This is a genomic window from Streptomyces yamdrokensis (assembly GCF_053890455.1).
Window position 1 is genome coordinate 3,942,032 of record NZ_CM132679.1, and the last position, 23,042, is coordinate 3,965,073.

The window sequence follows — 23,042 nt, forward strand, 5'->3', positions numbered from 1 at the left end:
GGAGTAGGTCTCATGACCAACAAGGACGCACGCACGCCTGCCTCCACCCAGGATCCGACGGAAGCGTCGGTGCGGGAGGAGGCCGGGAAGTCCATCGGCTGGCACAAGGCGTACGTCGAGGGCACACGCCCCGATCTGCGGGTGCCGGTCCGTCAGGTGCACCTCACCAACGGGCAGTCGGTCACGCTGTACGACACATCGGGCCCGTACACCGACCCCCTGGTGGACACCGATGTGCGCAGAGGGCTGGCGCCGCTGCGGGAGAACTGGATCATTGCGCGCGGTGACACAGAGGAGTACGCGGGGCGTCCGGTCCGCCCCGAGGACGACGGGATCAAGCACACCTCGCCGCGCGGTGGGCTGCGTAATCTCGACGCGGTGTTCCCCGGCCGGCCCCGTCAGCCGCGCCGGGGCCGCGCGGGCGGGGCGGTCACACAGTTGGCGTACGCACGCCGTGGCGAGATCACGCCCGAGATGGAGTACGTGGCCCTCCGGGAGAACGTCTCGCCTGAGGTCGTGCGGGAGGAGATCGCGGCAGGCCGCGCGGTGCTGCCCGCCAATGTCAACCATCCGGAGATCGAGCCGATGATCATCGGCAAGCGGTTCCTGGTGAAGGTCAACGCCAACATCGGCAACTCCGCGGTGACCTCCTCCATCGAGGAGGAGGTGGAGAAAATGACCTGGGCGACCCGATGGGGTGCCGACACGGTCATGGACCTGTCCACCGGCCGCAACATCCACACCACCCGGGAGTGGGTGCTGCGCAACTCCCCCGTCCCCATCGGCACAGTGCCGCTTTACCAGGCGCTGGAGAAGGTGGACGGCAGGGCCGAGGAACTGACCTGGGAGATCTACAAGGACACGGTCGTCGAACAGGCCGAACAGGGTGTGGACTACATGACGGTCCACGCGGGCGTACGGCTGGCGTATGTGCCGCTCACCGCCCACCGCAAGACGGGCATCGTCTCGCGCGGCGGCTCGATCATGGCGGCATGGTGTCTGGCGCACCACGAGGAGTCGTTCCTGTACGAGAACTTCGAGGAACTCTGCGAGATCCTCGCGGCGTACGACGTCACCTACTCGCTCGGTGACGGTCTCCGGCCGGGCTCGATCGCCGACGCCAACGACGAGGCCCAGTTCGCGGAGCTGCGCACGCTCGGGGAGCTCAACCGGGTCGCCAGGCGTTTGAATGTGCAGACCATGATCGAGGGACCGGGACATGTCCCGATGCACAAGATCAAGGAGAACATCGAACTTCAGCAGGAGATCTGCGATGAAGCCCCGTTCTATACGCTCGGCCCGCTGACGACGGACGTCGCGCCCGCGTACGACCACATCACCTCCGGTATCGGTGCGGCGATGATCGCCTGGTGGGGTACGGCGATGCTCTGCTACGTCACGCCCAAGGAGCACCTGGGCCTGCCCGACCGTGACGACGTCAAGACCGGCGTCATCACCTACAAGATCGCCGCCCATGCCGCCGACCTCGCCAAGGGGCATCCGGGGGCGCAGGAGTGGGACGACGCCCTGTCCGACGCGCGCTTCGAGTTCCGGTGGGAGGACCAGTTCAACCTGGCCCTCGACCCGGACACGGCACGCGAGTTCCACGACGCGACCCTTCCGGCGGAACCCGCGAAGACGGCGCACTTCTGCTCGATGTGCGGACCGAAGTTCTGCTCCATGAAGATCAGCCGGAGCATCACGGAGCGGTTCGGCGGGACTTCGGCGGAGGGCGCGTCGGCCGAGGAGATCTCCGAGGGGATGCTGCGGAAGTCGAAGGAGTTCGCAGAGGCAGGCAACCGCGTGTATCTGCCGTTGACGGACTGAGACGGACTGAGACGGACTGAGACGGACTGAACGAACAAAACGAACAAGCGAACCGGAAGGACGAGGGGGGCGGGCCGTTCGGGCCCGCCCCCCTCCCCTCCTGGGAGGACAGGTCGGCAGACTGGATCCCATGACAGCGAGAGCAATGAGCAAAGGGTCCAACCTTCCCGTCGACGCCCAGGCGGTGCACGTCGAGCTCGCTTGGGCGGCCGGAGCCGGTGTACCCGACATCGACGCGTCGGCTCTCCTGCTCACGGAGGCCGGGCGGGTGCGGGACGACGGCGACTTCGTCTTCTACAACCAGCCGCGGCACACCTCCGACGCCGTGACGCACCTGGGGAAGCGGAGCGCCGCCGGCGCCGTGACCGACACGATCGAGGTGGACCTGCGCCTGCTGGAACCGGCCGTCGAGCGGATCGTGCTGTGCGCGTCGTCCGACGGCGGGACGTTCGGTCAGGTGCCGGGACTGGTGCTCAGGCTGCTCGACGCCGGTACGGGGGCCGAGATCGCGCGGTTCGACATGGTGGCCGGAACGGAGACCGCGTTCATCGGCGGCGAGCTGTACCGGCGGCAGGGAAAGTGGAAGTTCCGCGCGGTGGGGCAGGGGTACGCCTCGGGGCTCGCCGGGCTGGCCACCGACTTCGGTATCACCGTGGACGACGCTTCCCCGGCGGCAGCGGCCTCCACGACGGCTGACGGCTCCACCACGGCACCCGGCGCGACGACGCCCCCTGTCGCGCCCGCGGTGTCGCCGGTCCCACCCGCGGTACCCACCACCCCGCTCCCGCCCCAGCCCTCGGCCGCGCCCGCCGCCTCCGCCCCGGGGCCCCCTGGGCCGCCCTCCGCGCAATCGGCCGTCCCGTCGGCCGCTCCGCGGCTCACCAAGGGCGAGGAGCGGCTGCCGGTGGACATGCGCAAGCGGCTGTCACTGCGCAAGGAACAGGTGGCAGTCAGTCTGCGTAAGCACGGGGCCACCGGGGTCACCGCACGCGTCATCCTCGTACTGGACGCCTCCGGTTCCATGTCCTTCCTGTATTCCAAGGGAGTTGTGGCGGACGTCGTCGAACGTATGGCCGCGGTCGCCGCGCAACTGGACGACGACGGTGAGATGCAGGCCTGGACGTTCGCCTCGAATCCGGCGCGGCTGCCGGACCTGCTCCTGGGCGAGCTGCCCGAATGGCTCCGGCTGCACGTACGGGTGGGGGAGATGAGCCTCTTCCGGCGCGGGCGGAAGAAAGGGCTGGACCCGAGCCAGGTCGACATGCGGGGGGTCGGTATCCAGAACGAGGAGCAGAAGGTCATCGCCGAGGTCCGCTCGTTCGTCAGGCACAGCCCCGCGGCGGCCCCGACGCTCGTGCTGTTCTTCTCCGACGGCGGTGTCTACCGGAACGCAGAGATCGAGCGGGAGCTCCGCGAAGCGGTGGAGGAGCCGATCTTCTGGCAGTTCGTGGGCCTCGGCCGGGCGAACTACGGTGTGCTGGAGCGGTTCGACACGCTGCCAGGGCGCCTTGTCGACAACGTCGGGTTCTTTGCCGTCGACGACATCGGCACCGTGCCGGACCCGGAGTTGTACGACCGCTTGCTGTCCGAGTTCCCTCAGTGGATCACCGCAGCGGTCCGGGCGGGCATTCTCCGTTCCTGACAGCCGCGGCCCGGACCGGTAAGGGCACAGGGCGCCACGCCGGGTACCCGGCTCACGCCCCTCGGCGCAGAGCCTCGGGAACGGGCTCCGCCGGCGAGGGAGCGCGAGCCGACGGCCGGACCGTCCGAATACCGTGGTCCATCCGGCAGGCCCATCCGGCTCATCCGGTTCGGCCGGCTCATCCGGTTCGGCCGGCTCCGGTGGGGCCGGCTCATTCGGTTGTTCCGGCTATTCCGGCTTGTGTTCCGGCCCTCCGAAGTCCGGACTGGTGTAGTCGGGGCTCGAGTAGCTCGGCCGTCGTCCGCGGTTCGTACCCTCACCGGGGCTGGTGAACCCCGGCCGGTCGTAGCCGAGATGCGGGATACGGCCGGCCGGTTCGGCCGGTGCCGCACAGTGCAGTGCGGCCGCCGTACCCGGGTCGGCGAGTGCGTCCCGCAGGAACGGGACGATCCCCTGCTCCAGCAGTGCCTCGTGCCAGGCTTCCCTGGCCAGGGTCATCTCCTTGTCGGCTTCGCCGTACGGCCCGCTTCGGGCCGAGGGCTTGTTGCGCAGTGCGGTGAGCAGGAGACCCACCGCGGCGACCAGGATGGCGACCGCGGTCACGGCGCCGAATGTCCAGCCCGTGGTGAGCATGGTCCGGGCGAAGGCCGCGCTGGGATCGAGCATGCGCAGGACGTAACCGACCAGCAGGAATATCGCGGCCGCGGTTCCGGCCAGAACAGGTGCCAGAACGGCGACGACGGCACCCGCGCCGGCGGTCTCGACGGCCTCTCCCACGGTCGTGGCGATCCCCGCCGTGCCCGGCTCCGGCTCGGACGCGCGCGTGGGCGGGGTGGACGATGCCGGTGGCCGGCGCAGTTCCTCGCGGACCTTGGTGTAGTGCTGGTACTCGGTCGCCGCGGCCGCCGTGATGATCGCGGTGGCGTTGAGCGCCATCGTGCGTAGTTGTTCGGAGGTGAGCCGCTGTCCGACAGTGGTCAGTTCCGGGCGTTGTGGTGCGGAGCGCAGCGCCTCATCGAGAATACGCACGTAATCCTGGCGGTCCTCGGTCAACAGATGCTGCGGAACGCTGTTCATGTGCATCCCCCGATGCTCCGTAGGGCTTGTGGCTCGGCATGCTGACGAGCCGTTGGGCAGAAACGGAGGGGAGCCTGCTACGGATACGCCGATGGTAGAGCGCCGACGGTGCGCCGTGACAGGGGGTTTACCGAAATTGGCCTCGGTTCGGTGCCGGACCGGGCCGGGGAGACCGGGCCCGGCAACCGTTCACTTCGCGAGAGGCAGTTGCTGGACCAGCAGCTTTCCGGCCATCGTCACGCCACCGTCCATCGCGATGGCCAGTCCCTCGGCGTAAACGTGCGGGCCCTCGACGACGGGACCGTTGTCGTCCTCGCCGTCCTCGGGGCCCACTTCGCCCAGCAGATACGGAATGGGGCTGTGACCGTGAACGACCCGGGTGCCGCCGTACGTATCCAACAGGGAACGCACCGCTTCGGCACCGCCCTCGTCGCGGAAGGAGAACCGCTTGGTGAACTTGCGGAACAGGTCCCAGACCTCGTCGGCGTCGTTCCGGGTGATCGTCTCGCGGACGGTGTCGTTGACTTCCTCGATGGAACGGCCGTAGTCGAGATAGGCGGTGGTGTCGGAATGCAGCAGCAGGTGGTCGTCGACGGATTCGACGGCGTCGAGGCGGGCCATCCACTGCAGGTGGTGGTCCTGGAGGCGGTCCATGTCGGTCTTCTGCCCACCGTTGAGCAGCCAGGCGGCCTGGAAGGTGGCGGTGCCCGCACCGGAGTTGACGGGGGTGTCGCCGAACCGCTTGGCGCCGAGCAGCAGCAGTTCGTGATTGCCCATCAGGGCCTTGCAGTAACCACCGGCCGCGGCGGCCTCGGCGGACAGCCGCATCACGAGGTCGATGACGCCGATGCCGTCCGGGCCGCGGTCGGTGAAGTCGCCGAGGAACCACAGCCGCGCGGGGCCGGCGCACCACTGGCCCGCGGAGTCGACGAGGCCCTGCTCCTGGAGGGCGGCCACCAGCTCGTCGAGGTAGCCGTGGACGTCACCGACCACGTAGAGCGGGCCGGGCCCGGTGGCGGGCTGTGGCGCGGGTACGGACGCGGGGTCGACGGTCACCTGCACAGTGTCACCCCGATTGATGACCGGGAGGTCCCGTTGCGTGGGCGTGTATCCCTCCGGATGGCTCGCCTCGGAGGGCGGGACCACGTCGCCGGGGTGCATGCTGTGGGCGTACGGACCGGTCTCGTGGACGTAAGCGGGTACCCGGAAGTCACGCACCGTCGCTGTGCGCTTCGTCCCGGGTCCCTGACCGGCCCCCTGAGTCATCGACCCCTCCACCATCAAGCCGCAACTGCACCGCGTCGGACTGCCTGGTCGCAGCGGCCCGCGGTGTCGTGGGCCCATCATAGGAATGTGGATCGCGCCGTGTGATGACCCAGGGGTGGTGAATCGGAGCACGACTCCAGTTCACCGCGGCTTTTTTCCTGATTGGTCAGGTATTCGGCCCGCCCGGAAGCCGTCCGGCGGTGCGGGCTCCCCAGTCGATCCCGGCCGCTGCCTTGGGAAGGCCGGCCCGTTTCCCGCGGAGCAGGGCTCCGGGGAAGACCGGAGGAGCGGCTGAGGAAAACCGTGGGAAGGCCGCGGGAGTACGGCGCCGCACTCCCGCGGAGGCAAGGGCCCCACCCTTCCGGGAGCCGCCGCTGCCACCGCCTTCCGCTCCGCCCGCTGTCGGGTCCCGCGCTCCGTCACGTCCGCTCCGGTGACCGCGGCGGGCTGACCGTCGTGCGCGGCGGGCGGCGCTGAGACGAGGTGCGCACGATCAGCTCGGTGGGTATGACCTGCGCCACCGTGTGTTCGGAGTCGACGCCCTCGATCGCGTCGATGAGTAACTGGATCACCGCCGTGCCGATGCGGCGCGGTTTGAGTGAGAGCGTGGTGAGGGGCGGCTCGGTGTTGGCGTATACGGTCGACTCGCTGCAGCAGACCAGCAGCAGGTCGTCCGGGACGCGCAGGCCGTAGCGGCGTGCGGCGGCGAGCAGATCGGTGCCGTTCGGATCGAAGAGGCCGTAGACGGCGTCAGGGCGGTCGGGACGGGCGAGCAGCCGGTCGGCGGCGACGGCGCCCGCGCACGGATCGTGCGCCGGGTAGGCCTCGTACACCGGCTCCTGGCCGACGCGTTCGCACCAGTGCAGATACGCGGTGGTCGACAGGTGGGTGTATGTGTCGGTCGTGGTCCCGGTCAGCAGGCCGATGCGGCGGGCGCCGGCGTCGGCCAGGTGGTCGAGGATCCCGAGGACCGCCGCTTCGTGGTCGTTGTCCACCCAGGCGGTGACCGGGAGCGAGCCGGCCGGGCGGCCGTCGGAGACGACCGGTAGCCCCTGCCGGACCAGTTCGCTGACGACCGGGTCCTGGTCCGAGGGGTCGATGACGACCGTGCCGTCCAGAGCGACGTTGGACCACACGTCGTGGCGGGAGGTCGCGGGGAGGATCACGAGGGCGTAGCCGCGGGCCAGTGCGGCGGAGGTGGCGGCGCGCGCCATCTCCGCGAAGTACGCGAACTCGGTGAAGGTGAAAGGTTCTTCCCCGTACGTGGTCACGGTCAGGCCGATGAGCCCCGACTTGCCGGTACGGAGCGTACGGGCGGCGGCCGAGGGACGGTAGCCCAGTCTGTCGGCGACCTCGCGGACGTGGCGCCGGGTGGCGTCCGGGAGTCTGCCCTTGCCGTTGAGGGCATCGGAGACGGTCGTGATGGATACTCCGGCTGCGGCGGCCACGTCCCTGATGCCCGCCCGACCCGGCCTGCTGCTTCGGCGTGAGGTTTCCGCGCGGCTCACCTGGTGCTTCCCTGCTGCTGTCATGGCGAGCCGATAGTAGGGCTCATACGGTGGGGTAGGGCGGACGCATATGCACGCATTGACAGGCACGTTTCTGCATGATCATTAAGGATTGACCTCCTTGGAAAACAAGGAGGTTGAACGTTCCAACGCCGAGACCTGGCGTGTCGGCGCATGCGGGCCTGTCGAGGGGGCGATGTTGCGAAGAGGTCTCAACTCACCTGCATGAGGGATGCGCGCCACGGCGCGAGCCACCGGCGCGTAGATATATGTGAGGCGCGCCCCCTGTGCGGACGCCCTTTGTGCGCCTTCGTAGGGCGATGCCCGTGTTGTCGAAGGAACCGATGCGCTCAGGAGCTGATCGTTTCGACGCTTCTCGTGAGGCCGCCCCGTCCCTCGGTGTCCACGCCGACGCGGGCCACGGCGTGCCCGCCGACACGCACGCCGGACCGCACCCGTGACCCGGGCCCCGGTGGGCGGGCCCGTCCGTGCCGCTGCTGTACGCGTCTACGCAGTGACGCCGAATCCTCTTAAGGTGAGCAGTATTGGATGTCGGCGGCGGTCTAGGGCCGCCGGTCTTCGGAGGAGGACTGCGGTGAGCGAGACGAGCCCCAAGCTGCGCGCCGAGCTGGAGGGTATTCCCACGTACAAGCCGGGCAGGCCGGCGGCGGCCGGGGGCCCGGTGGCCTACAAGCTGTCCTCCAACGAGAACCCCTATCCACCGCTGCCGGGGGTGATGGAGGCCGTGACGTCCGCGGCGTCCGCCTTCAACCGCTACCCCGACATGGCCTGTACGTCTCTGATGGCTGAGCTGTCCGAGCGCTTCGCCGTCCCGGCCTCCCACCTGGCCACCGGCACCGGCTCGGTCGGCGTCGCCCAGCAGCTGCTGCAGGCCACCTCGGGCCCCGGCGACGAGGTGATCTACGCGTGGCGTTCGTTCGAGGCGTATCCGATCATCACCAGGATCAGCGGTGCCACCGCCGTGCAGGTGCCGCTGACACCGGGCGATGTGCACGATCTGGACGCGATGGCCGGGGCGATCACCGAACGGACCCGGCTGATCTTCGTCTGCAACCCCAACAACCCGACCGGCACGGTGGTACGACGGGCGGAGCTGGAGCGTTTCCTCGACCGGGTGCCCCGTGATGTCCTGGTGGTGATCGACGAGGCGTACCGCGAGTTCATCCGTGACGCCGAGGTCCCGGACGGTGTGGAGTTCTACCGGGATCGGCCCAACGTCTGCGTCCTGCGGACCTTCTCCAAGGCCTACGGTCTGGCGGGGCTGCGGGTCGGCTTCGCGATCGCCCATGAGCCGGTGGCCGCGGCGCTGCGCAAGACGGCGGTGCCGTTCGGTGTGAGCCAGGTCGCACAGGACGCCGCGATCGCCTCGCTGCGTGCCGAGGACGAGCTCATCGGACGGGTCGGCTCGCTGGTGTGTGAGCGCAACCGTGTCGTGGAAGCACTGCGCTCCCAGGACTGGGAGGTTCCCGAGACCCAGGCCAACTTCGTGTGGTTGCGGCTGGGAGAGCGCACGACGGCGTTCGCGCAGGCGTGCGAGCAGGCAGGGGTGGTCGTCAGGCCCTTCCCCGGTGAGGGCGTGCGGGTGACGGTCGGCGAGACCGAGGCGAACGACATCTTCCTGAAGGTGACGGAAACCTTCCGCAAGGAGCTGTAGCGGCCGTAGCCGCACACGGTCAGGAGCAGGTTCGGGAGTGCCGGGCGACGGGGCGGCCGTCGCCCGGCACTCCCGTGTTTCCGCCGTCGCCGAGAAGGGGTTGACGTCACAGGGGACCCCCCTTCCAGATACGAAAAGCGGTAGGTCATAATTGCTTGTGAATGTGAACGCGTTCACAAGCGCATCCTGTTTCCTCCGAGATGCGGGGGGCGAACAGGGTCAAAAGGTCGTTGTGACCACGGCGATGTAAGGAGCGGCGACGTGGACCTGGCTCTGGCGCCGGAGACACTGGCTCGATGGCAGTTCGGTATCACCACCGTCTATCACTTCCTCTTCGTTCCTCTGACGATCTCGCTGGCCGCTCTCACGGCCGGGCTGGAGACCGCCTGGGTGCGCACCGGGAAGGAGAAGTACCTCAGGGCGACGAAGTTCTGGGGGAAGCTCTTCCTGATCAACATCGCGATGGGGGTGGTCACCGGCATCGTGCAGGAGTTCCAGTTCGGCATGAACTGGTCCGACTACTCGCGGTTCGTCGGTGACGTCTTCGGTGCCCCGCTCGCCTTCGAGGCCCTGGTCGCCTTCTTCTTCGAGTCCACCTTCATCGGCCTGTGGATCTTCGGCTGGGACAAGTTGCCCAAGAAGATCCACCTGGCCTGTATCTGGATGGTCTCTCTCGGCACGCTGCTGTCGGCGTACTTCATCCTGGCGGCCAACTCCTGGATGCAGCACCCGGTCGGCTACCGGATCAACGAGGAGAAGGGGCGGGCGGAACTCACCGACTTCTGGCTGGTGCTCACCCAGAACACCACGCTCAACCAGGTCTTCCACAGCTTCTCGGCGTCCGCGCTGACCGGCGGCGCCTTCATGGTCGGCATCGCCGCCTTCCATCTGATGCGCAAGAAGCACATCTCTGTGATGCGGACGTCGCTCCGGCTCGGGCTGGTCACCATGGCGGTCGGAGGCATGTTCACCGCGATCAGCGGAGACACCCTCGGCAAGGTCATGTACGAGCAGCAGCCCATGAAGATGGCCGCCGCCGAGGCGCTGTGGGAGGGCGAGAGCCCGGCTCCGTTCTCCGTGTTCGCGTACGGCGACGTCGACGAGGGGCACAACGAGGTCGCCCTGGAGATACCCGGGCTGCTGTCCTTCCTCGCCCACGGCGACTTCGATTCGTACGTGCCCGGCATCCACGACACCAATGAAGCCCTGCGAGAGCAGTTCGGCCCCGGTGACTACAAGCCCATCGTGCCGGTCGCCTACTGGGGCTTCCGCTGGATGATCGGCTTCGGCATGGCCTCCTTCTCGCTCGCGCTGCTGGGACTCTGGCTCACGAGGAAGAGGTTCCTGGTGCCTCCGGCCCTGCGCACCGGGGAGGACGAGGTGCCGCACTTGGTGCTGCTGAAGAAGCCGCTGGGCGCGAGGTTCACCCGGCTGTACTGGCTCCTGGCGCTCTGGACCATGGCCTTCCCCCTGATAGCCAATGCCTGGGGCTGGATATTCACCGAGATGGGCCGGCAGCCCTGGGTCGTCTACGGCGTGATGCAGACCCGGCACGCGGTCTCCCCCGGAGTCTCCCAGGCCGAGGTCATCATCTCGATGACCGTCTTCACCCTGCTGTACGCCGCTCTGGCCGTGGTGGAGGTCAAGCTGCTCGCCAAGTACGTCAAGGCGGGCCCGCCCGAACTCACCGAGGCCGATCTCAACCCGCCCACGAAGATCGGTGGCGACCTCCGGGACGCCGACAAGCCGATGGCCTTCTCGTACTAGGCCCGAGGGAGCCACAGAGTCATGGAACTGCACAACGTCTGGTTCGTTCTGATCGCCTTCCTGTGGATCGGCTACTTCTTCCTGGAGGGCTTCGACTTCGGGATCGGGATCCTGACCCGGCTGCTCGCCCGTGACCGCGCCGAGAAACGGGTGCTGATCAACACCATCGGCCCCGTCTGGGACGGCAACGAGGTGTGGCTGCTCACGGCCGGTGGTGCGACCTTCGCGGCCTTCCCAGAGTGGTACGCCACGCTCTTCTCCGGCTTCTACCTGCCGCTGCTGGTCATCCTGGTCTGCCTGATCATCCGCGGTGTCGCCTTCGAGTACCGGGTCAAGCGGCCCGAGGAACGCTGGCAGCGCAACTGGGAGACGGCGATCTTCTGGACCTCGCTCCTCCCCGCGTTCCTCTGGGGCGTGGCGTTCGGCAACATCGTGCGTGGAGTGAAGCTCGACGCCGAGTTCGAGTACGTGGGCAACGTCTGGGACCTGCTCAACCCGTACGCGCTGCTGGGCGGTCTGGTTACGCTGACGCTCTTCACCTTCCACGGCGCCGTGTTCGCCGCGCTCAAGACCGTCGGTGACATCCGGGGCAGGGCCCGGCAGACGGCCCTGCGAATGGGGCTGATCACCGCTGTCCTCGCGTTGGTCTTCCTGGTGTGGACGCAGATCGAGCGCGGTGACGGCGCGAGCCTGGTCGCGATGGTCGTCACGGTGGCTGCCCTGGTCACCGCGCTGGTGGCGAACCAGGCAGAGCGCGAGGGGTGGTCGTTCGCCCTGTCCGGTGTCACCATCGTGGCCGCCGTGACGATGCTCTTCCTGACGCTCTTCCCGAACGTCATGCCGTCCACGCTGGACGCGGACTGGAGTCTCACCGTCACCAACGCCTCCTCCAGCGACTACACATTGACGATCATGACCTGGCTCACGGTGATTGCTGCGCCGCTCGTCATGGTCTACCAGGGCTGGACGTACTGGGTCTTCCGCAAGCGGATCGGTACCCAGCACATCGCCGATCCCGTGCACTGAGGTGTGTTTCACGTGAAACCAATCGATCCGCGACTGCTCCGCTACGCCCGGGCCACACGGCTCTTCCTGGTGGCGGTGGTCGCCCTGGGTGTCGTCGGCGCGGTGCTGGTGATCGCTCAGGCCATGCTCATCGCCGAGGTGGTGGTGGGTTCCTTCCAGCACGGCATGGACGTGGCGGACCTCGGCACTCCCCTCGTGCTTCTGGCCTGTGTCGCGGTCGGCCGTGCCCTGGTCGGCTGGCTCACCGAGCTGGCCGCGCACCGGGCGAGTGCGGCGGTCAAGTCGGAGCTCCGAGGCCGGCTGCTGGAGCGGGCGACGACGCTCGGCCCGGGGTGGCTGACCGGGCAGCGGACCGGCTCTCTGGTGGCCCTGGCGACCCGCGGGGTCGATGCCCTCGACGGCTACTTCTCGCGCTACCTGCCCCAGTTGGGGCTCGCGGTGGTCGTTCCGGTCGCGGTGCTGGCGCGGATCGTCACCGAGGACTGGGTCTCGGCGGCGATCATCGTCGTCACCCTGCCGCTCATCCCGGCCTTCATGATGCTGATCGGCTGGGTCACCCAGTCCCGGATGGACCAACAGTGGGAGCTGCTGTCCCGGCTGTCCGGCCACTTTCTGGACGTCGTGGCCGGGCTGCCGACGCTGAAGGTGTTCGGGCGGGCCAAGGCGCAGGCGGAGTCGATCCGGCGGATCACCGCCGAGTACCGCAGGGCGACCATGCGGACCCTGCGGATCGCCTTCATCTCCTCCTTCGCGCTGGAACTCCTCGCCACCGTCTCGGTGGCACTGGTCGCCGTGACGGTCGGCATGCGACTCGTGTACGGCGACATGGACCTGTACATCGGCCTGCTCATCCTGATCCTCGCGCCCGAGGCCTATCTGCCCCTGCGTCAGGTCGGCACGCAGTACCACGCGGCGGCGGAGGGACTGGCCGCCGCAGAGGAGATCTTCGAGGTCCTGGAGACACCCGTTCCGGCCCCGGGAGCCGCGGCGGTGCCGTCGGGTGCCCTGTCCTTCGAGGGTGTGACCGTCCGTTATCCCGGACGGTCGTCGGACGCCGTGTCGGACGTGTCGTTCTCCGTCGAACCCGGGGAGACGGTCGCGCTCGTCGGGCCGAGCGGGACGGGCAAGTCGACGCTGCTGAACGTGCTGCTGGGCTTCGTGCGGCCGACCGAGGGGCGGGCCCGGATCGGGGGAGCCGATCTCACCGGTATCGATCCGGCCCAGTGGCACAGCCAGGTGGCCTGGGTGCCGCAGCGGCCGCACCTGTACGCCCGGACGGTCGCCGAGAACGTGCGCCTGGCCCGGCCCGACGCGGACGGCGAGGCCGTCCGCCGGGCTCTGCGGGACGCGGGTGCCCTGGAGTTCGTGGACGCGCTGCCCGAGGGCACCGAAACGGTGCTGGGCGAGGACGGGGCGGGGCTGTCCGCGGGGCAGCGGCAACGGCTCGCGCTCGCCCGTGCGTTCCTCGCGGACCGGCCCGTGCTGCTGCTGGACGAGCCGACGGCCGCACTGGACGGTGCCACCGAGGCCGAGGTCGTGACGGCGGTACGGCGCCTGGCGGCCGGACGGACGGTACTGCTGGTGGTGCACCGTCCGGCGCTGCTCGCGGTGGCGGACCGCGTGGTGCGGCTGACCGGACCCGCGCCCGGTGACCGGCCGCAGCCCGAGCACGGTGACACCGTCCCCGGTACCGGCCGGGAACGGGCGGATGTACAGCCCGCACTCGACTGGGAACAGGCGGAGAGGGCCGAGCCCGTCGACTCCGGGAGCCCGGCGCCGACCGGGCCGGTCGCGTCGGCCGGAGCGGGGGGCGCGCTGGCCCGCGTCCGGGCCATGTCCGGTGCCCACCGGGGGCGGCTCACGCTCGCGCTGCTGCTCGGCAGCCTTGCGCTGGGCAGCGCCGTGGGCCTCATGGCGACATCCGGGTATCTCATCTCCCGGGCCTCGCAGCAGCCGCCCGTGATGTACCTGATGCTCGCCGTCACGGCGACCCGGGCCTTCGGCATCGGGCGGGCCGTGTTCCGGTACGCCGAGCGGCTCGTGTCGCACGAAGCGGTGCTGCGGATGCTGGCCGACACCAGGGTCGCGGTGTACCGGCGGCTGGAGCGGCTGGCGCCCGCCGGACTGCGCGGGGTCCGCAGGGGCGATCTGCTCTCCCGGTTGGTCGCCGATGTGGACGAACTCCAGGACTACTGGCTGCGCTGGCTGCTGCCGGCCGGTACGGCGGTGGCCGTCTCGGCCCTGTCCGTCGGCTTCACGGCCTGGCTGCTGCCCGAGGCCGGTGCCGTTCTCGCGGTCGGGCTGCTCGTGGCGGGGGCGGGTCTGCCACTCCTCACGGGCGCGGTGGCCCGGCGTGCGGAGCGCAGACTGGCCCCCGCCCGCGGAGTCCTCGCGACCCAGGTCACCGACCTGCTCACCGGGACCGGGGAGCTGACGGTCGCCGGGGCCCTGCCCGCGCGGACCGCCGAGACCCGGCGGGCCGACGGCGTACTCACCCGGATCGCCTCGCGCGCCGCCACCGCCACCGCTCTCGGTGACGGCCTCATCGCACTCGTCTCGGGTCTGACCGTCACGGCCGCGGCCGTCGTCGGCATCCAGGCGGTGGCCGCCGGCCGGCTGGACGGAGTGGCACTGGCCGTCGTCGTCCTCACCCCGCTCGCGGCCTTCGAGGCCGTACTCGGACTGCCACTCGCCGTGCAGTACCGGCAGAGGGTGCGCAAGAGCGCCGAGCGTGTGTACGAGGTGCTGGATGCCCCGGTGCCCGTACAGGAGCCGGAGCAGCCCCGGCAGGCGCCCGCGTCGCCGTTCCCGCTCGTGGTCAAGGGCCTGGAGGCCCGGCACGCCGGGCAGGGACGGGACGCGCTCGCCGGGCTGGACCTGAGGCTGGAGCAGGGCCGCAGGATCGCGGTGGTCGGTTCGTCCGGCTCCGGCAAGACGACGCTCGCACAGGTGTTGCTGCGGTTCCTGGATCCAGGCGCCGGTTCGTACACGTTGGCCGGCGTGGACGCGTACGCCCTGGACGGCGACGACGTACGAGGGCTGGTCGGGCTGTGCGCGCAGGACGCCCACCTCTTCGACAGCTCCGTACGCGAGAACCTGCTGCTCGCCAAGCGTGAAGCCACAGAGGAAGAGCTGCGCGACGCGCTCGCCCGTGCCCGGCTGCTGGAGTGGGCCGACAGCCTGCCCGACGGCCTGGACACACTCGTCGGCGAGCACGGGGCGCGGCTCTCCGGTGGTCAGCGGCAGCGGCTGGCGCTGGCCAGGGCGCTGCTCGCGGACTTCCCCGTCCTGGTACTGGACGAGCCTGCGGAGCACCTCGACCTGCCGACCGCCGACGCCCTCACCGCAGACCTGCTGGCCGCCACCGAGGGCCGTACGACGCTGCTGATCACCCACCGGCTGTCCGGGCTCGAGGCGGTGGACGAGGTGATCGTGCTGGATGAGGGGCGTGTGGTGCAACGCGGTGCGTACGAGGAACTGGCCGCCGCAGCCGGGCCGTTGCGGCGGATGGCGCGGCGCGAGGCCGAGTCGGACCGGCTGGTGGAGCTGGTGAAGGTGGGCTGACCGGGCACGAGGGGCGGGCATGCGGCACGAGGCGCGTACACCCGGTACGGGCGTACGTGACGGAAGAACGCTTGACGTCCTGTCAATCACGGCCCCGTGTACCTCTGTTCGGCGGTATCGCTGGTCCATCCGGGTCGTCCGGTCCCCCAGGCGTACGACGAGAACAGGGCCATGGGACGGGACGGGGGCCAGGATCGCTGTCATGCGTCTCACCCGCCGTCATCCGTTGCTCTCCGCCGTGCCGTTGTGTGCGCTCGCGGTGCTCGCCGCCCGGCCCACCGACGGTGAGGGCGACGGCCCGCATGCTCCGGGTCACGGCCCGGAGTCCGGGGTCAGCGCACAGGTGGCGCGGCTCTACGAGGACGCGGCCGCGGCGACACTGAAGTACGAGGCGGGCCGGCGCGAGGCCGACCTGCAGCGGACCGAGGTGCGACGGCTGGAGAAGCTGCTCGACCGGGAGCGTCAGGAGGCGGAGGTCCTGCGCGACGACCTCGGTCGTATCGCACGGTCCCAGTACCGCAGTGGCGGCGGACTGCCGCTGACCGCGCACATGATTCTCGCGGACGACCCGGAGGAGGTGATGCGTGGTCAGCGTGCCCTGTGGAAGGCGAACCTGGCTCTCGACAGGGCGATCGGGAAGAACGCGCGGGCCGAGGCCCGGCTCGCCCGCGACGAGGCGAAGGCGGCGGGGGCGTGGAAGGCGCTGGAGAAGCGGAACAAGGAACTCGCCGACCTCAAGAGCGACATCGGGCAGAAGCTGGAGACGGCTCGGTGGCAGCTCCAGGGCCAGGCGGACGCCTCGGTGACGGCCGGTTCCTGCCGCGGTGCGGTGCGGCTCGATCAGCCGGAGACCGTGTTCACCGACTCCTGGGTGGCACCGGTGGAGACCTACGCGCTGTCCGCGTCCTACGGGAGCGGTGGTGCACGCTGGGCGAGCCGGCACACCGGCCAGGACTTCGCGGTGCCGATCGGCACGCCGGTGCGGTCCGTGGGCGTGGGCAAGGTGGTGAAGGTGTCCTGCGGAGGGGCGTTCGGTATCGAGATCGTGGTCGAGCACGCGGGCGGTTACTACACGCAGTACGCCCACTTGGCCGCCGTCGCCGTGGACCAGGGCGAGCGGGTCTCGCCCGGCCAGTGGATCGGTCAGTCCGGGACCAGCGGCAACTCCACCGGGCCACACCTGCATTTCGAGGTGCGGGTCACGCCCGAGATGGGCTCGGCGGTGAACCCGGTGTCGTGGCTGGCGCAACGAGGGGTGACCCTCTGAGCGAGCACCGGGCCCGGTCCGCTCCGCCGTTCGTGCCTGGCCCAGCCGAGGGGGTGGGCAGGGGGGCCGATCGGGCGCTCGGATCCGGTCAGGGCAGTCGGGCCAGCATCTGTTCGATCACCACGGCCACGCCGTCCTCGTTGTTGGCGACCGTGTGCCCCGAGGCGGCGGCCAGGACGTCCGGGTGGGCGTTGCCCATCGCGTAGGAACGGCCCGCCCAGGTCAGCATCTCGATGTCGTTGGGCATGTCCCCGAACGCCACGACCTCCTCATGGGAGATCCCGCGCTCGGCACAGCACAGGGCGAGCGTGCTGGCCTTCGACACGTCGGGTCCGCTGATCTCCAGCAGGGCGCTGGGGCTGGAGCGGGTGACGTTGGCGCAGGTGCCGATGGCCAGCCGGGCCAGCGTGAGGAACGCGTCGGGGTCGAGCTCGGGGTGGTGTGCGAGGATCTTGAGCACCGGCTCGGCGGCGGCGGCGCCGTCCGGTGCCAGCAGGTCCTCGGCCTGGGCGCGGACGTCCGGGATCTCCATGTGCAGCTTCGGGTACGCCGGCTCCTGGTGGAAGCCGTAGGTCTGCTCGACGGCGTACACGGTGCCCGGCGCCGCCTGGCGCAGCAGGCGCACCGCGTCCAGCGCGTTCTGCCGGGCCAGCTCGCGCACCTTCACGAAGCGGTGGGCACCGGGCCCGCCGTGCAGGTCGACGACGGCGGCACCGTTGCCGCAGATCGCGAGCCCGTGGCCGTGGACGTGGTCGCTGACGACGTCCATCCAGCGGGCCGGGCGGCCGGTGACGAAGAAGACCTCGATGCCCGCCTTCTCGGCGGCGGCCAGTGCGGCGACCGTGCGGGGGGACACCGATTTGTCGTCGCGCAGCAGGGTGCCGTCAAGGTCGGTGGCGATGAGCCGCGGTGGGGTGAGAGGGCTGCCCCCCCGCTCGAGCGAGGTCGAGAACTGGGGGGAGCCCGGGGTGTCGGGCTGTGCGGTCGCTGAGGTCACCAGGCCATTGTCCCGTATGAGTCCGCACGAGCGTGCGGCACTCCGCACATGTGAGTGATGACCGCTCTTGGTGAGCGGCCCGCTCACCCCAGCTGGGCCGGCGCCTCCATGGCGATCCGCTCGAAGGTCTTCTGGTCCGCCGCGAAGTCCGATTCGGGGATGGGCCAGTGGAGCACGAGCTCGGTGAAGCCCAGCTCCGCGTGGCGGCCCGCGAAGTCGACGAACGCGTCCAGGGATTCCAGCGGGCGGCCCCGGTCCGGGGTGAATCCCGTGAGCAGGATCCTTTCCGGCCCGGCCACGTCCCGTCCGATCTCGGCGCAGGCCTCGGCCAGCCTCTCCACCTGGCCTCGAAGGGCGCGCGCCGACTGCTCGGGTGTGCCGTTCTCGTACAGCTTGGGGTCGCCCGTGGTCACCCACGCCTGCCCGTACCGGGCGGCAAGCCGCAGCCCGCGCGGTCCGGTGGCGGCCACGGCGAACGGCAGCCGGGGCCGCTGCACACAGCCCGGGATGCCGCGGGCCTCGTGTGCCGCGTAGAAGTCGCCCTCGTACGACACCGCGTCCTCGGTGAGCAGCCGGTCGAGCAGCGGGACGAACTCGCCGAAGCGGTCCGCCCGCTGGCGCGGGGTCCACGGCTCCTGGCCGAGCGCAGTGGCGTCGAAACCGGTGCCGCCCGCGCCGATACCGAGGGTGACGCGCCCGCCCGAGATGTCGTCGAGGGAGATCAGCTCCTTGGCCAGGGTCACCGGGTGCCGGAAGTTCGGCGAGGTGACGAGCGTGCCGAGCCGGAGCCGTTCGGTGACCGCCGCGGCGGCGGTGAGCGTGGGTACCGCGCCGAACCAGGGGCCGTCCCGGAAGGTCCGCCAGGACAGGTGGTCATAGGTGTAGGCGGAGTGGAAGCCCAGCTCCTCGGCGCGCCGCCACTTGTCGCGGCCTCCCTCGCGCCAGCGGTCGATCGGCAGAATCACAGTGCTCAGTCGCATGGGGACGACCCTACGAGAGACCGAGCAGGTGTTGCATCGACTGCGCGGCGCGGACGGCGGCGTCACCGCAGCAGTTGTTGAACAGGACGTGGACCTCCCGCGCCTGCTCGGCCATCTCGCGGACGCGCGGTGTCCACTCGGAGAGTTCTTCGGGTGTGTACGAGTGGCGGAACCTCTCTTCCTTGGTTCCGGTCCCCCACGCGCTGTTGCGACCGTGGAAGCGCACCAGGGCGAGTTCCGGGGTGGTCACCCGTACGACCGGTGGTACGGAAACGGGAAGCGTCTGCACCATGTCCACGGCCACGGCGGCCGTGTCCAGCTCTGTCAGCAGGGCGGTCGTCGCATCGACGTGTTCCTCGCGCCACCAGCCGGGGTGTCGGAACTCCACGGCCATAGGCCATCCCGCGGCACGCTCACGGCACCGGCGCAGGAACTCCACCGCCGGCCTCCCCGGTACGAGCCGGTGCGGGAACTGGAAAACCAGCGTTCCCAGACGGCCGGACGCGCGCAGCGGTTCGAGGGCCGCGCTGTACCGGTCCCACACCTCGTCGAGCAGTCCGGGATCGATGCCTGCCCGCCCTCGCTGCCGTGCGAGGGCCGGGCGCAGTTCGGCGGGCAGCGCTTCCGGCCGTGTCGGGTGCCCGGTGAGCAGGGAGAACGCCTTCACGTCGAACCGGAAGCCCTCGGGGGTGCGGTCGGTCCACAGAAGGCTGTTACGGGTGCTGGGCAGCCCGTAATAGGTGGAGTCCACCTCTGCCACCGGGAACTGTGTGGCGTAGTGCCGCAGTCTGCCCTCCGCGTCGCGGCGACCTGTCGGATACCAGCCGCTGGACACCAGCGCCTTGTCCGTCCACGAGCAGGTTCCGACCCGGATCTCTCCCATCCCGCCCGTCTTCCCCGGACGCGGTGACGGATTCGTCCGGCACGTGGGGTCATCCGCCCGACGGCCCGCAACGGACCCCGGTGGTTCCGCCGGAGTCGCCGGTCGGCGGACCTTGCCGTTCCTCCTGGGCATGAGCGAGGCGCCGGGCACGGGTTCCTCGTACGTCTCGTCACCGGAGGGGCGACCAGCCACCGGGCGGGAAGAACCGTCCCTTCACATGGACGGGTCCGTCGGCGTCGACGACTCGGTACGACATCTGACCTCATTCCGCGCCGTGCCACACGCCGTGATTTTTGTGGGGTCATAGGTGTTCCCCGTGTGGAAACCGAGTTCCTCGGCGCGATCCCAGGTCGAACGGCTGCCCTCGTCCCGGCGGCGGTACGGGGGGATCACACCGGCCAGTCGCAGACTCGTGCTCTCGAACCCAGGTCCTGACCGGCCTGCCGAAATGCAGGTGTTTCACGTGAAACGATCACTGCGCCTCCGGCGAATACTGCACGTCCGGCGATCACCGGCTTCGGCGATCACCGGCTTCGGCGATCACCGCACGCGGGCACTCAGCCAAGGCGTGAGGACGATCATCGGGATGAACTCCTTGTGCGTCCGGCCCCCGGGCAGCGGTACGACCAGGAAGTGGCCCGGAGGGAAGCGCCGGCCTCGGACGTGGGCGAGGCCGTCGAAGACGGAGCGGAGGAAGGCGGGCACGTCGTCGCGGGCGATGTCGGGGCACTCCACGCCTTCCACGTCGATCAGGGCGTCGTCCTCGGGGTAGAGCCGCACGTGAACCCGGGGCAGGCCACCGAACTCGACGTAGGCCTCGTGAGGGAGGGAGCCGTCCGGGTCGGTGGTCACACCCACGCCCGCCGCGGTGCGGCGAGATGTCTGGTCGGCGCCGATGTCATGGGTCACCTCGATCTCGCGCTCGTACACGTCCGCGAGCTCCCGGAGGGCGTTGACGGCGGCCTCTGTGGTGGGCAGATGCTCCATACCGCCGATCATGCGCCGTTGCCGGCCCCCGGGGAACCACCGGGTCGGTGGCTCGAGGGGAACCGCAGATACCCAGGGGGAACGGTGCCGGTCAGCCACACGCCGTTCGCGCTGACCCGCAGGACATGGCCGTCGCGGTCCATGGCGGCCGCGTCCACGGAGAGGACCACGGGGCGGCCTCTGCGGGCGCCCACGCGGGTCGCCGCCGCGCGGTCGGCGGAGAGGTGCACGTCGTGCCGGTTCATGGGCCGCAGACCCTCGGCACGGATGGCGGCCAGGTGCCGGACAACGGTGCCGTGGAAGAGACACGGTGGCGGGGTGGCCGGTGGCAGCCCGAGGTCGACCTCGATGCTGTGCCCCTGGCTGGCGCGGATCCGGGTGCCCTCGGTCGCGAAGCGCTGCTTGTCGTTCGCGGTGACGACGTGGTCCAGTTCCGCCCGGGTGAACCGGAAGCCGTGTGCGGCCGCCGCGGCGATCAGCGTGTCGATCTCGACCCAGCCGGCATCGTCGAGGGTGAGCCCGATCGCCTCGGGCCGATGGCGCAGATGTCCGGCCAAGTACTTCGACACCTTCACGGTGCGTCTTTCGTCCATCCGCTCAGCCTGCCGAAAGAGACGTGCATCATGCGATCGAATATGCCCGGAACGTGTGATCCACAGCCAGGACTGTTCACCCGCAGCGGAGGGGACGGCCCTGCGGGCCCCTCCGCTGCGTCTCCCGATTCGCCCCGCCCGGGGCCGGCACGGGCCCGGTGCCTCGGGTCCGTCCTCGCCATGACCTCACACCGGTCGGCTCACACCGGCGGCTTCACCCGCGCGATCCTGCGCAGCGCCCCCGGCATCCACCGCGCCAACGCGTACGCACCGCGCGACTGTGGGGTCATCGGCACCACCGGGTCGTCCCGCACCACCGCGCGCAGAATCGCGGCGGCGACCTTCTGCGGAGGATGGCTGCGCAGCCCGTGGAGGCGGGCCGCCCGCCGTCGGCGGCGCTGTTCCTCCTCGGCGTCCGCACCCGCGAAGCGCGCGCTGGAGGCGGTACCGGTGTCGACGACACCGGGGCAGACGGCCGTCACGCCGATCCCGCGTTCCGCGAGCTCCGCACGCAGGCACTCGCTGAGCATCAGTACCGCCGCCTTGGAGGTGCTGCGGGCGGGCAGTGCCCGGCAGGGCCGGTACGCCGCGGCGGACGCCACATTGACGATGTGACCGCCCTGCCCGCGCTCGGCCATACGCGCTCCGAAGAGCCGGCAACCGTGGATCACGCCCCACAGATCGACGTCGAGGACCTGTTTCCAGTCCTCCGGGGTGATGTCGAAGAAGGAGCCGCCCAGGCCGGTATCCGCGTTGTTCACCAGGACGTCCACCACGCCGTACTCCGTGGTGATCTCCTCGGCGAGTTCCTCCATGGCCCGCGCGTCGGACACGTCCACGGTCCTGGCCCAGGCCGCCGACGCTCCGGCCGAACGGGCTTCCTCAGCGGTGCGGGCCGCCGCCTCCGCGTCCCGGTCGACGGCCACCACGCGCGCCCCCGCCCCGGCGAACGCGAGCGCCGTCGCCCGCCCGATGCCGTTGCCCGCCCCGGTGACCAGGACGAGCCGCCCGCCGAACCGGTCCGCGTGCCGGCCCGGGGAGGTGACCTCCGTCCGGCCGTCCTCCACGGAGGTCACGAAGTCGGTGATCCATGTCGTGAGCTGGCCGGGGTGGGTCCGTAGTGCCCAGTGCTTCGCCGGGAGCACCCGGCGGGTCAGCCGCGGTGCCCACACATCGAGTTCGTCGTGGAGCCGCTCCGACAGGAACGCGTCCCCCAGCGGCGTGACGAGCTGCACGGGCACGTGTGCGTGGGCGTCCGTCCGGGGATCGCGCAGCCGGGCCCGGACGTTGTCCCGGTACAGCCATGCCCCGTGCGCCGCGTCCGACGGCAGGGACGATGTCGGATAGTCCCCGCTGTCCCTCTTGCTCCCGTCGGGGACGTTCTCGAACCGCCCCAGGACGCGCGGCCAGTGCCTGCCGAGCGGGCCGCGCCAGGCCGGTTCGGGCAGTACCGGCGTGTGCAGCAGGTACACGTACCAGGACTTGGCGCCCTGGCCGAGCAGCTGGCCGATCCGGCGCGGGGTGGGCCGCCGCAACCTGCGGTTGATCCAGTGACCGAAGTGGTCGAGCGAGGGCCCGGACATCGAGGTGAACGAAGCCGCCCGCCCCTCGGCACGTCCGACGGTGACGAACTCCCACGCCTGCACCGAGCCCCAGTCGTGCCCCACCAGATGCACCGGCTCGTCCGGGCTGACCGCGTCCGCGACGGCCAGGAAGTCGTCGGTCAGTTTCTCGAGGGTGAACCCGCCCCGCAGCGGGCGTGGAGCGGTGGACCGCCCGTGACCGCGGACGTCGTACGCCACGACGTGGAAGTGCTCGGCGAGGCGCGGCGCGACCTCGGACCACACCTCCTTGCTGTCTGGGTAACCGTGCACCAGGACGACGGTCGGTTGCTTGGGGTCGCCCAGCTCCGCCACACACAACTCGACGCCACCCGTACGCACCCGGCGCTCACGCGCGCCCCGCAGCACAGCTTCGGACAAG

General features: G+C 70.1%; 16 protein-coding genes. 7 read left to right on the forward strand and 9 right to left on the reverse strand.

The features are described from left to right. Nucleotides 1–12 precede the first annotated feature (12 nt). Nucleotides 13–1,827 carry a phosphomethylpyrimidine synthase ThiC gene (thiC, locus tag ACWZEH_RS17450; RefSeq protein ID WP_456192116.1) on the forward strand — a complete coding sequence of 605 codons (1,815 nt, stop codon included), beginning with the start codon at nt 13–15 and terminating at the stop codon, nt 1,825–1,827. A gap of 130 nt (nt 1,828–1,957) precedes the next feature. Then, the gene (locus tag ACWZEH_RS17455; protein WP_456192117.1) at nt 1,958–3,469 is read left to right on the forward strand and encodes a VWA domain-containing protein; all 1,512 of its coding nucleotides are present in this window, start codon (nt 1,958–1,960) and stop codon (nt 3,467–3,469) included. Nucleotides 3,470–3,697: 228 nt separating this feature from the next. Here ACWZEH_RS17455 and ACWZEH_RS17460 read toward each other — a convergent pair whose 3' ends face one another. From ACWZEH_RS17460 to ACWZEH_RS17470, 3 genes are all read right to left on the reverse strand, one after another. Then, a complete protein-coding gene (locus ACWZEH_RS17460) occupies nt 3,698–4,552 on the reverse strand; it encodes a hypothetical protein (RefSeq protein ID WP_456192118.1) in 855 nt (284 codons plus the stop codon). A gap of 183 nt (nt 4,553–4,735) precedes the next feature. Further along, nucleotides 4,736–5,827: a metallophosphoesterase gene (locus ACWZEH_RS17465; RefSeq protein ID WP_456199650.1), complete on the reverse strand. Its 1,092-nt coding sequence runs from the start codon at nt 5,825–5,827 to the stop codon at nt 4,736–4,738. Nucleotides 5,828–6,231: 404 nt separating this feature from the next. Beyond that, nucleotides 6,232–7,344, reverse strand: a complete 1,113-nt coding sequence (locus ACWZEH_RS17470; RefSeq protein ID WP_456192119.1) for a LacI family DNA-binding transcriptional regulator — start codon at nt 7,342–7,344, stop codon at nt 6,232–6,234. A 571-nt stretch (nt 7,345–7,915) separates the two neighbouring features. Here ACWZEH_RS17470 and hisC point away from each other — a divergent pair. The 5 genes from hisC to ACWZEH_RS17495 all read left to right on the forward strand — a co-directional run bounded on the left by hisC (nt 7,916) and on the right by ACWZEH_RS17495 (nt 16,619). Then, a complete protein-coding gene (hisC, locus tag ACWZEH_RS17475) occupies nt 7,916–8,995 on the forward strand; it encodes a histidinol-phosphate transaminase (RefSeq protein ID WP_456192120.1) in 1,080 nt (359 codons plus the stop codon). 261 nt (nt 8,996–9,256) lie between these two features. Next, nucleotides 9,257–10,762 carry a cytochrome ubiquinol oxidase subunit I gene (locus tag ACWZEH_RS17480; RefSeq protein ID WP_456192121.1) on the forward strand — a complete coding sequence of 502 codons (1,506 nt, stop codon included), beginning with the start codon at nt 9,257–9,259 and terminating at the stop codon, nt 10,760–10,762. Nucleotides 10,763–10,783: 21 nt separating this feature from the next. Then, the gene (gene cydB / locus ACWZEH_RS17485) at nt 10,784–11,788 is read left to right on the forward strand and encodes a cytochrome d ubiquinol oxidase subunit II (RefSeq protein WP_456192122.1); all 1,005 of its coding nucleotides are present in this window, start codon (nt 10,784–10,786) and stop codon (nt 11,786–11,788) included. Between the two features lie 12 nt (nt 11,789–11,800). Continuing rightward, a complete protein-coding gene (gene cydD / locus ACWZEH_RS17490; RefSeq protein ID WP_456192123.1) occupies nt 11,801–15,352 on the forward strand; it encodes a thiol reductant ABC exporter subunit CydD in 3,552 nt (1,183 codons plus the stop codon). A gap of 202 nt (nt 15,353–15,554) precedes the next feature. Beyond that, the gene (locus ACWZEH_RS17495) at nt 15,555–16,619 is read left to right on the forward strand and encodes a M23 family metallopeptidase (protein ID WP_456192124.1); all 1,065 of its coding nucleotides are present in this window, start codon (nt 15,555–15,557) and stop codon (nt 16,617–16,619) included. Between the two features lie 88 nt (nt 16,620–16,707). On the opposite strand, the gene ACWZEH_RS17500 is transcribed toward ACWZEH_RS17495, so the two are convergent. From ACWZEH_RS17500 to ACWZEH_RS17525, 6 genes are all read right to left on the reverse strand, one after another. After that, nucleotides 16,708–17,634, reverse strand: a complete 927-nt coding sequence (locus ACWZEH_RS17500; RefSeq protein WP_456199651.1) for an HAD family hydrolase — start codon at nt 17,632–17,634, stop codon at nt 16,708–16,710. A gap of 65 nt (nt 17,635–17,699) precedes the next feature. Further along, a complete protein-coding gene (locus tag ACWZEH_RS17505) occupies nt 17,700–18,596 on the reverse strand; it encodes an LLM class flavin-dependent oxidoreductase (protein WP_456192125.1) in 897 nt (298 codons plus the stop codon). A gap of 10 nt (nt 18,597–18,606) precedes the next feature. Continuing rightward, the gene (locus tag ACWZEH_RS17510; protein ID WP_456192126.1) at nt 18,607–19,479 is read right to left on the reverse strand and encodes a DUF72 domain-containing protein; all 873 of its coding nucleotides are present in this window, start codon (nt 19,477–19,479) and stop codon (nt 18,607–18,609) included. Between the two features lie 540 nt (nt 19,480–20,019). After that, on the reverse strand, nt 20,020–20,466 hold the full coding sequence (locus ACWZEH_RS17515) for a hypothetical protein (protein WP_456192127.1): 447 nt from the start codon (nt 20,464–20,466) through the stop codon (nt 20,020–20,022). A gap of 8 nt (nt 20,467–20,474) precedes the next feature. Beyond that, entirely contained in the window at nt 20,475–21,059 is a 585-nt protein-coding gene (locus tag ACWZEH_RS17520; RefSeq protein WP_456192128.1) for an RNA 2'-phosphotransferase, read from the reverse strand. Nucleotides 21,060–21,259: 200 nt separating this feature from the next. Further along, nucleotides 21,260–23,029: an SDR family oxidoreductase gene (locus ACWZEH_RS17525; protein WP_456199653.1), complete on the reverse strand. Its 1,770-nt coding sequence runs from the start codon at nt 23,027–23,029 to the stop codon at nt 21,260–21,262. Nucleotides 23,030–23,042: the final 13 nt, after the last annotated feature.

Excerpts from the sequence above, each read along its gene's own strand:
- thiC (WP_456192116.1), top strand. The coding sequence starts at position 13 with ATGACCAACAAGGACGCACGCACGCCTGCCTCCACCCAGGATCCGACG.
- ACWZEH_RS17455 (WP_456192117.1), top strand. The coding sequence starts at position 1,958 with ATGACAGCGAGAGCAATGAGCAAAGGGTCCAACCTTCCCGTCGACGCC.
- ACWZEH_RS17460 (WP_456192118.1), bottom strand. The coding sequence starts at position 4,552 with ATGCACATGAACAGCGTTCCGCAGCATCTGTTGACCGAGGACCGCCAG.
- ACWZEH_RS17465 (WP_456199650.1), bottom strand. The coding sequence starts at position 5,827 with ATGGTGGAGGGGTCGATGACTCAGGGGGCCGGTCAGGGACCCGGGACG.
- ACWZEH_RS17470 (WP_456192119.1), bottom strand. The coding sequence starts at position 7,344 with ATGACAGCAGCAGGGAAGCACCAGGTGAGCCGCGCGGAAACCTCACGC.
- cydB (WP_456192122.1), top strand. The coding sequence starts at position 10,784 with ATGGAACTGCACAACGTCTGGTTCGTTCTGATCGCCTTCCTGTGGATC.
- ACWZEH_RS17495 (WP_456192124.1), top strand. The coding sequence starts at position 15,555 with ATGCGTCTCACCCGCCGTCATCCGTTGCTCTCCGCCGTGCCGTTGTGT.
- ACWZEH_RS17505 (WP_456192125.1), bottom strand. The coding sequence starts at position 18,596 with ATGCGACTGAGCACTGTGATTCTGCCGATCGACCGCTGGCGCGAGGGA.
- ACWZEH_RS17510 (WP_456192126.1), bottom strand. The coding sequence starts at position 19,479 with ATGGGAGAGATCCGGGTCGGAACCTGCTCGTGGACGGACAAGGCGCTG.
- ACWZEH_RS17515 (WP_456192127.1), bottom strand. The coding sequence starts at position 20,466 with ATGGAGCATCTGCCCACCACAGAGGCCGCCGTCAACGCCCTCCGGGAG.
- ACWZEH_RS17520 (WP_456192128.1), bottom strand. The coding sequence starts at position 21,059 with ATGGACGAAAGACGCACCGTGAAGGTGTCGAAGTACTTGGCCGGACAT.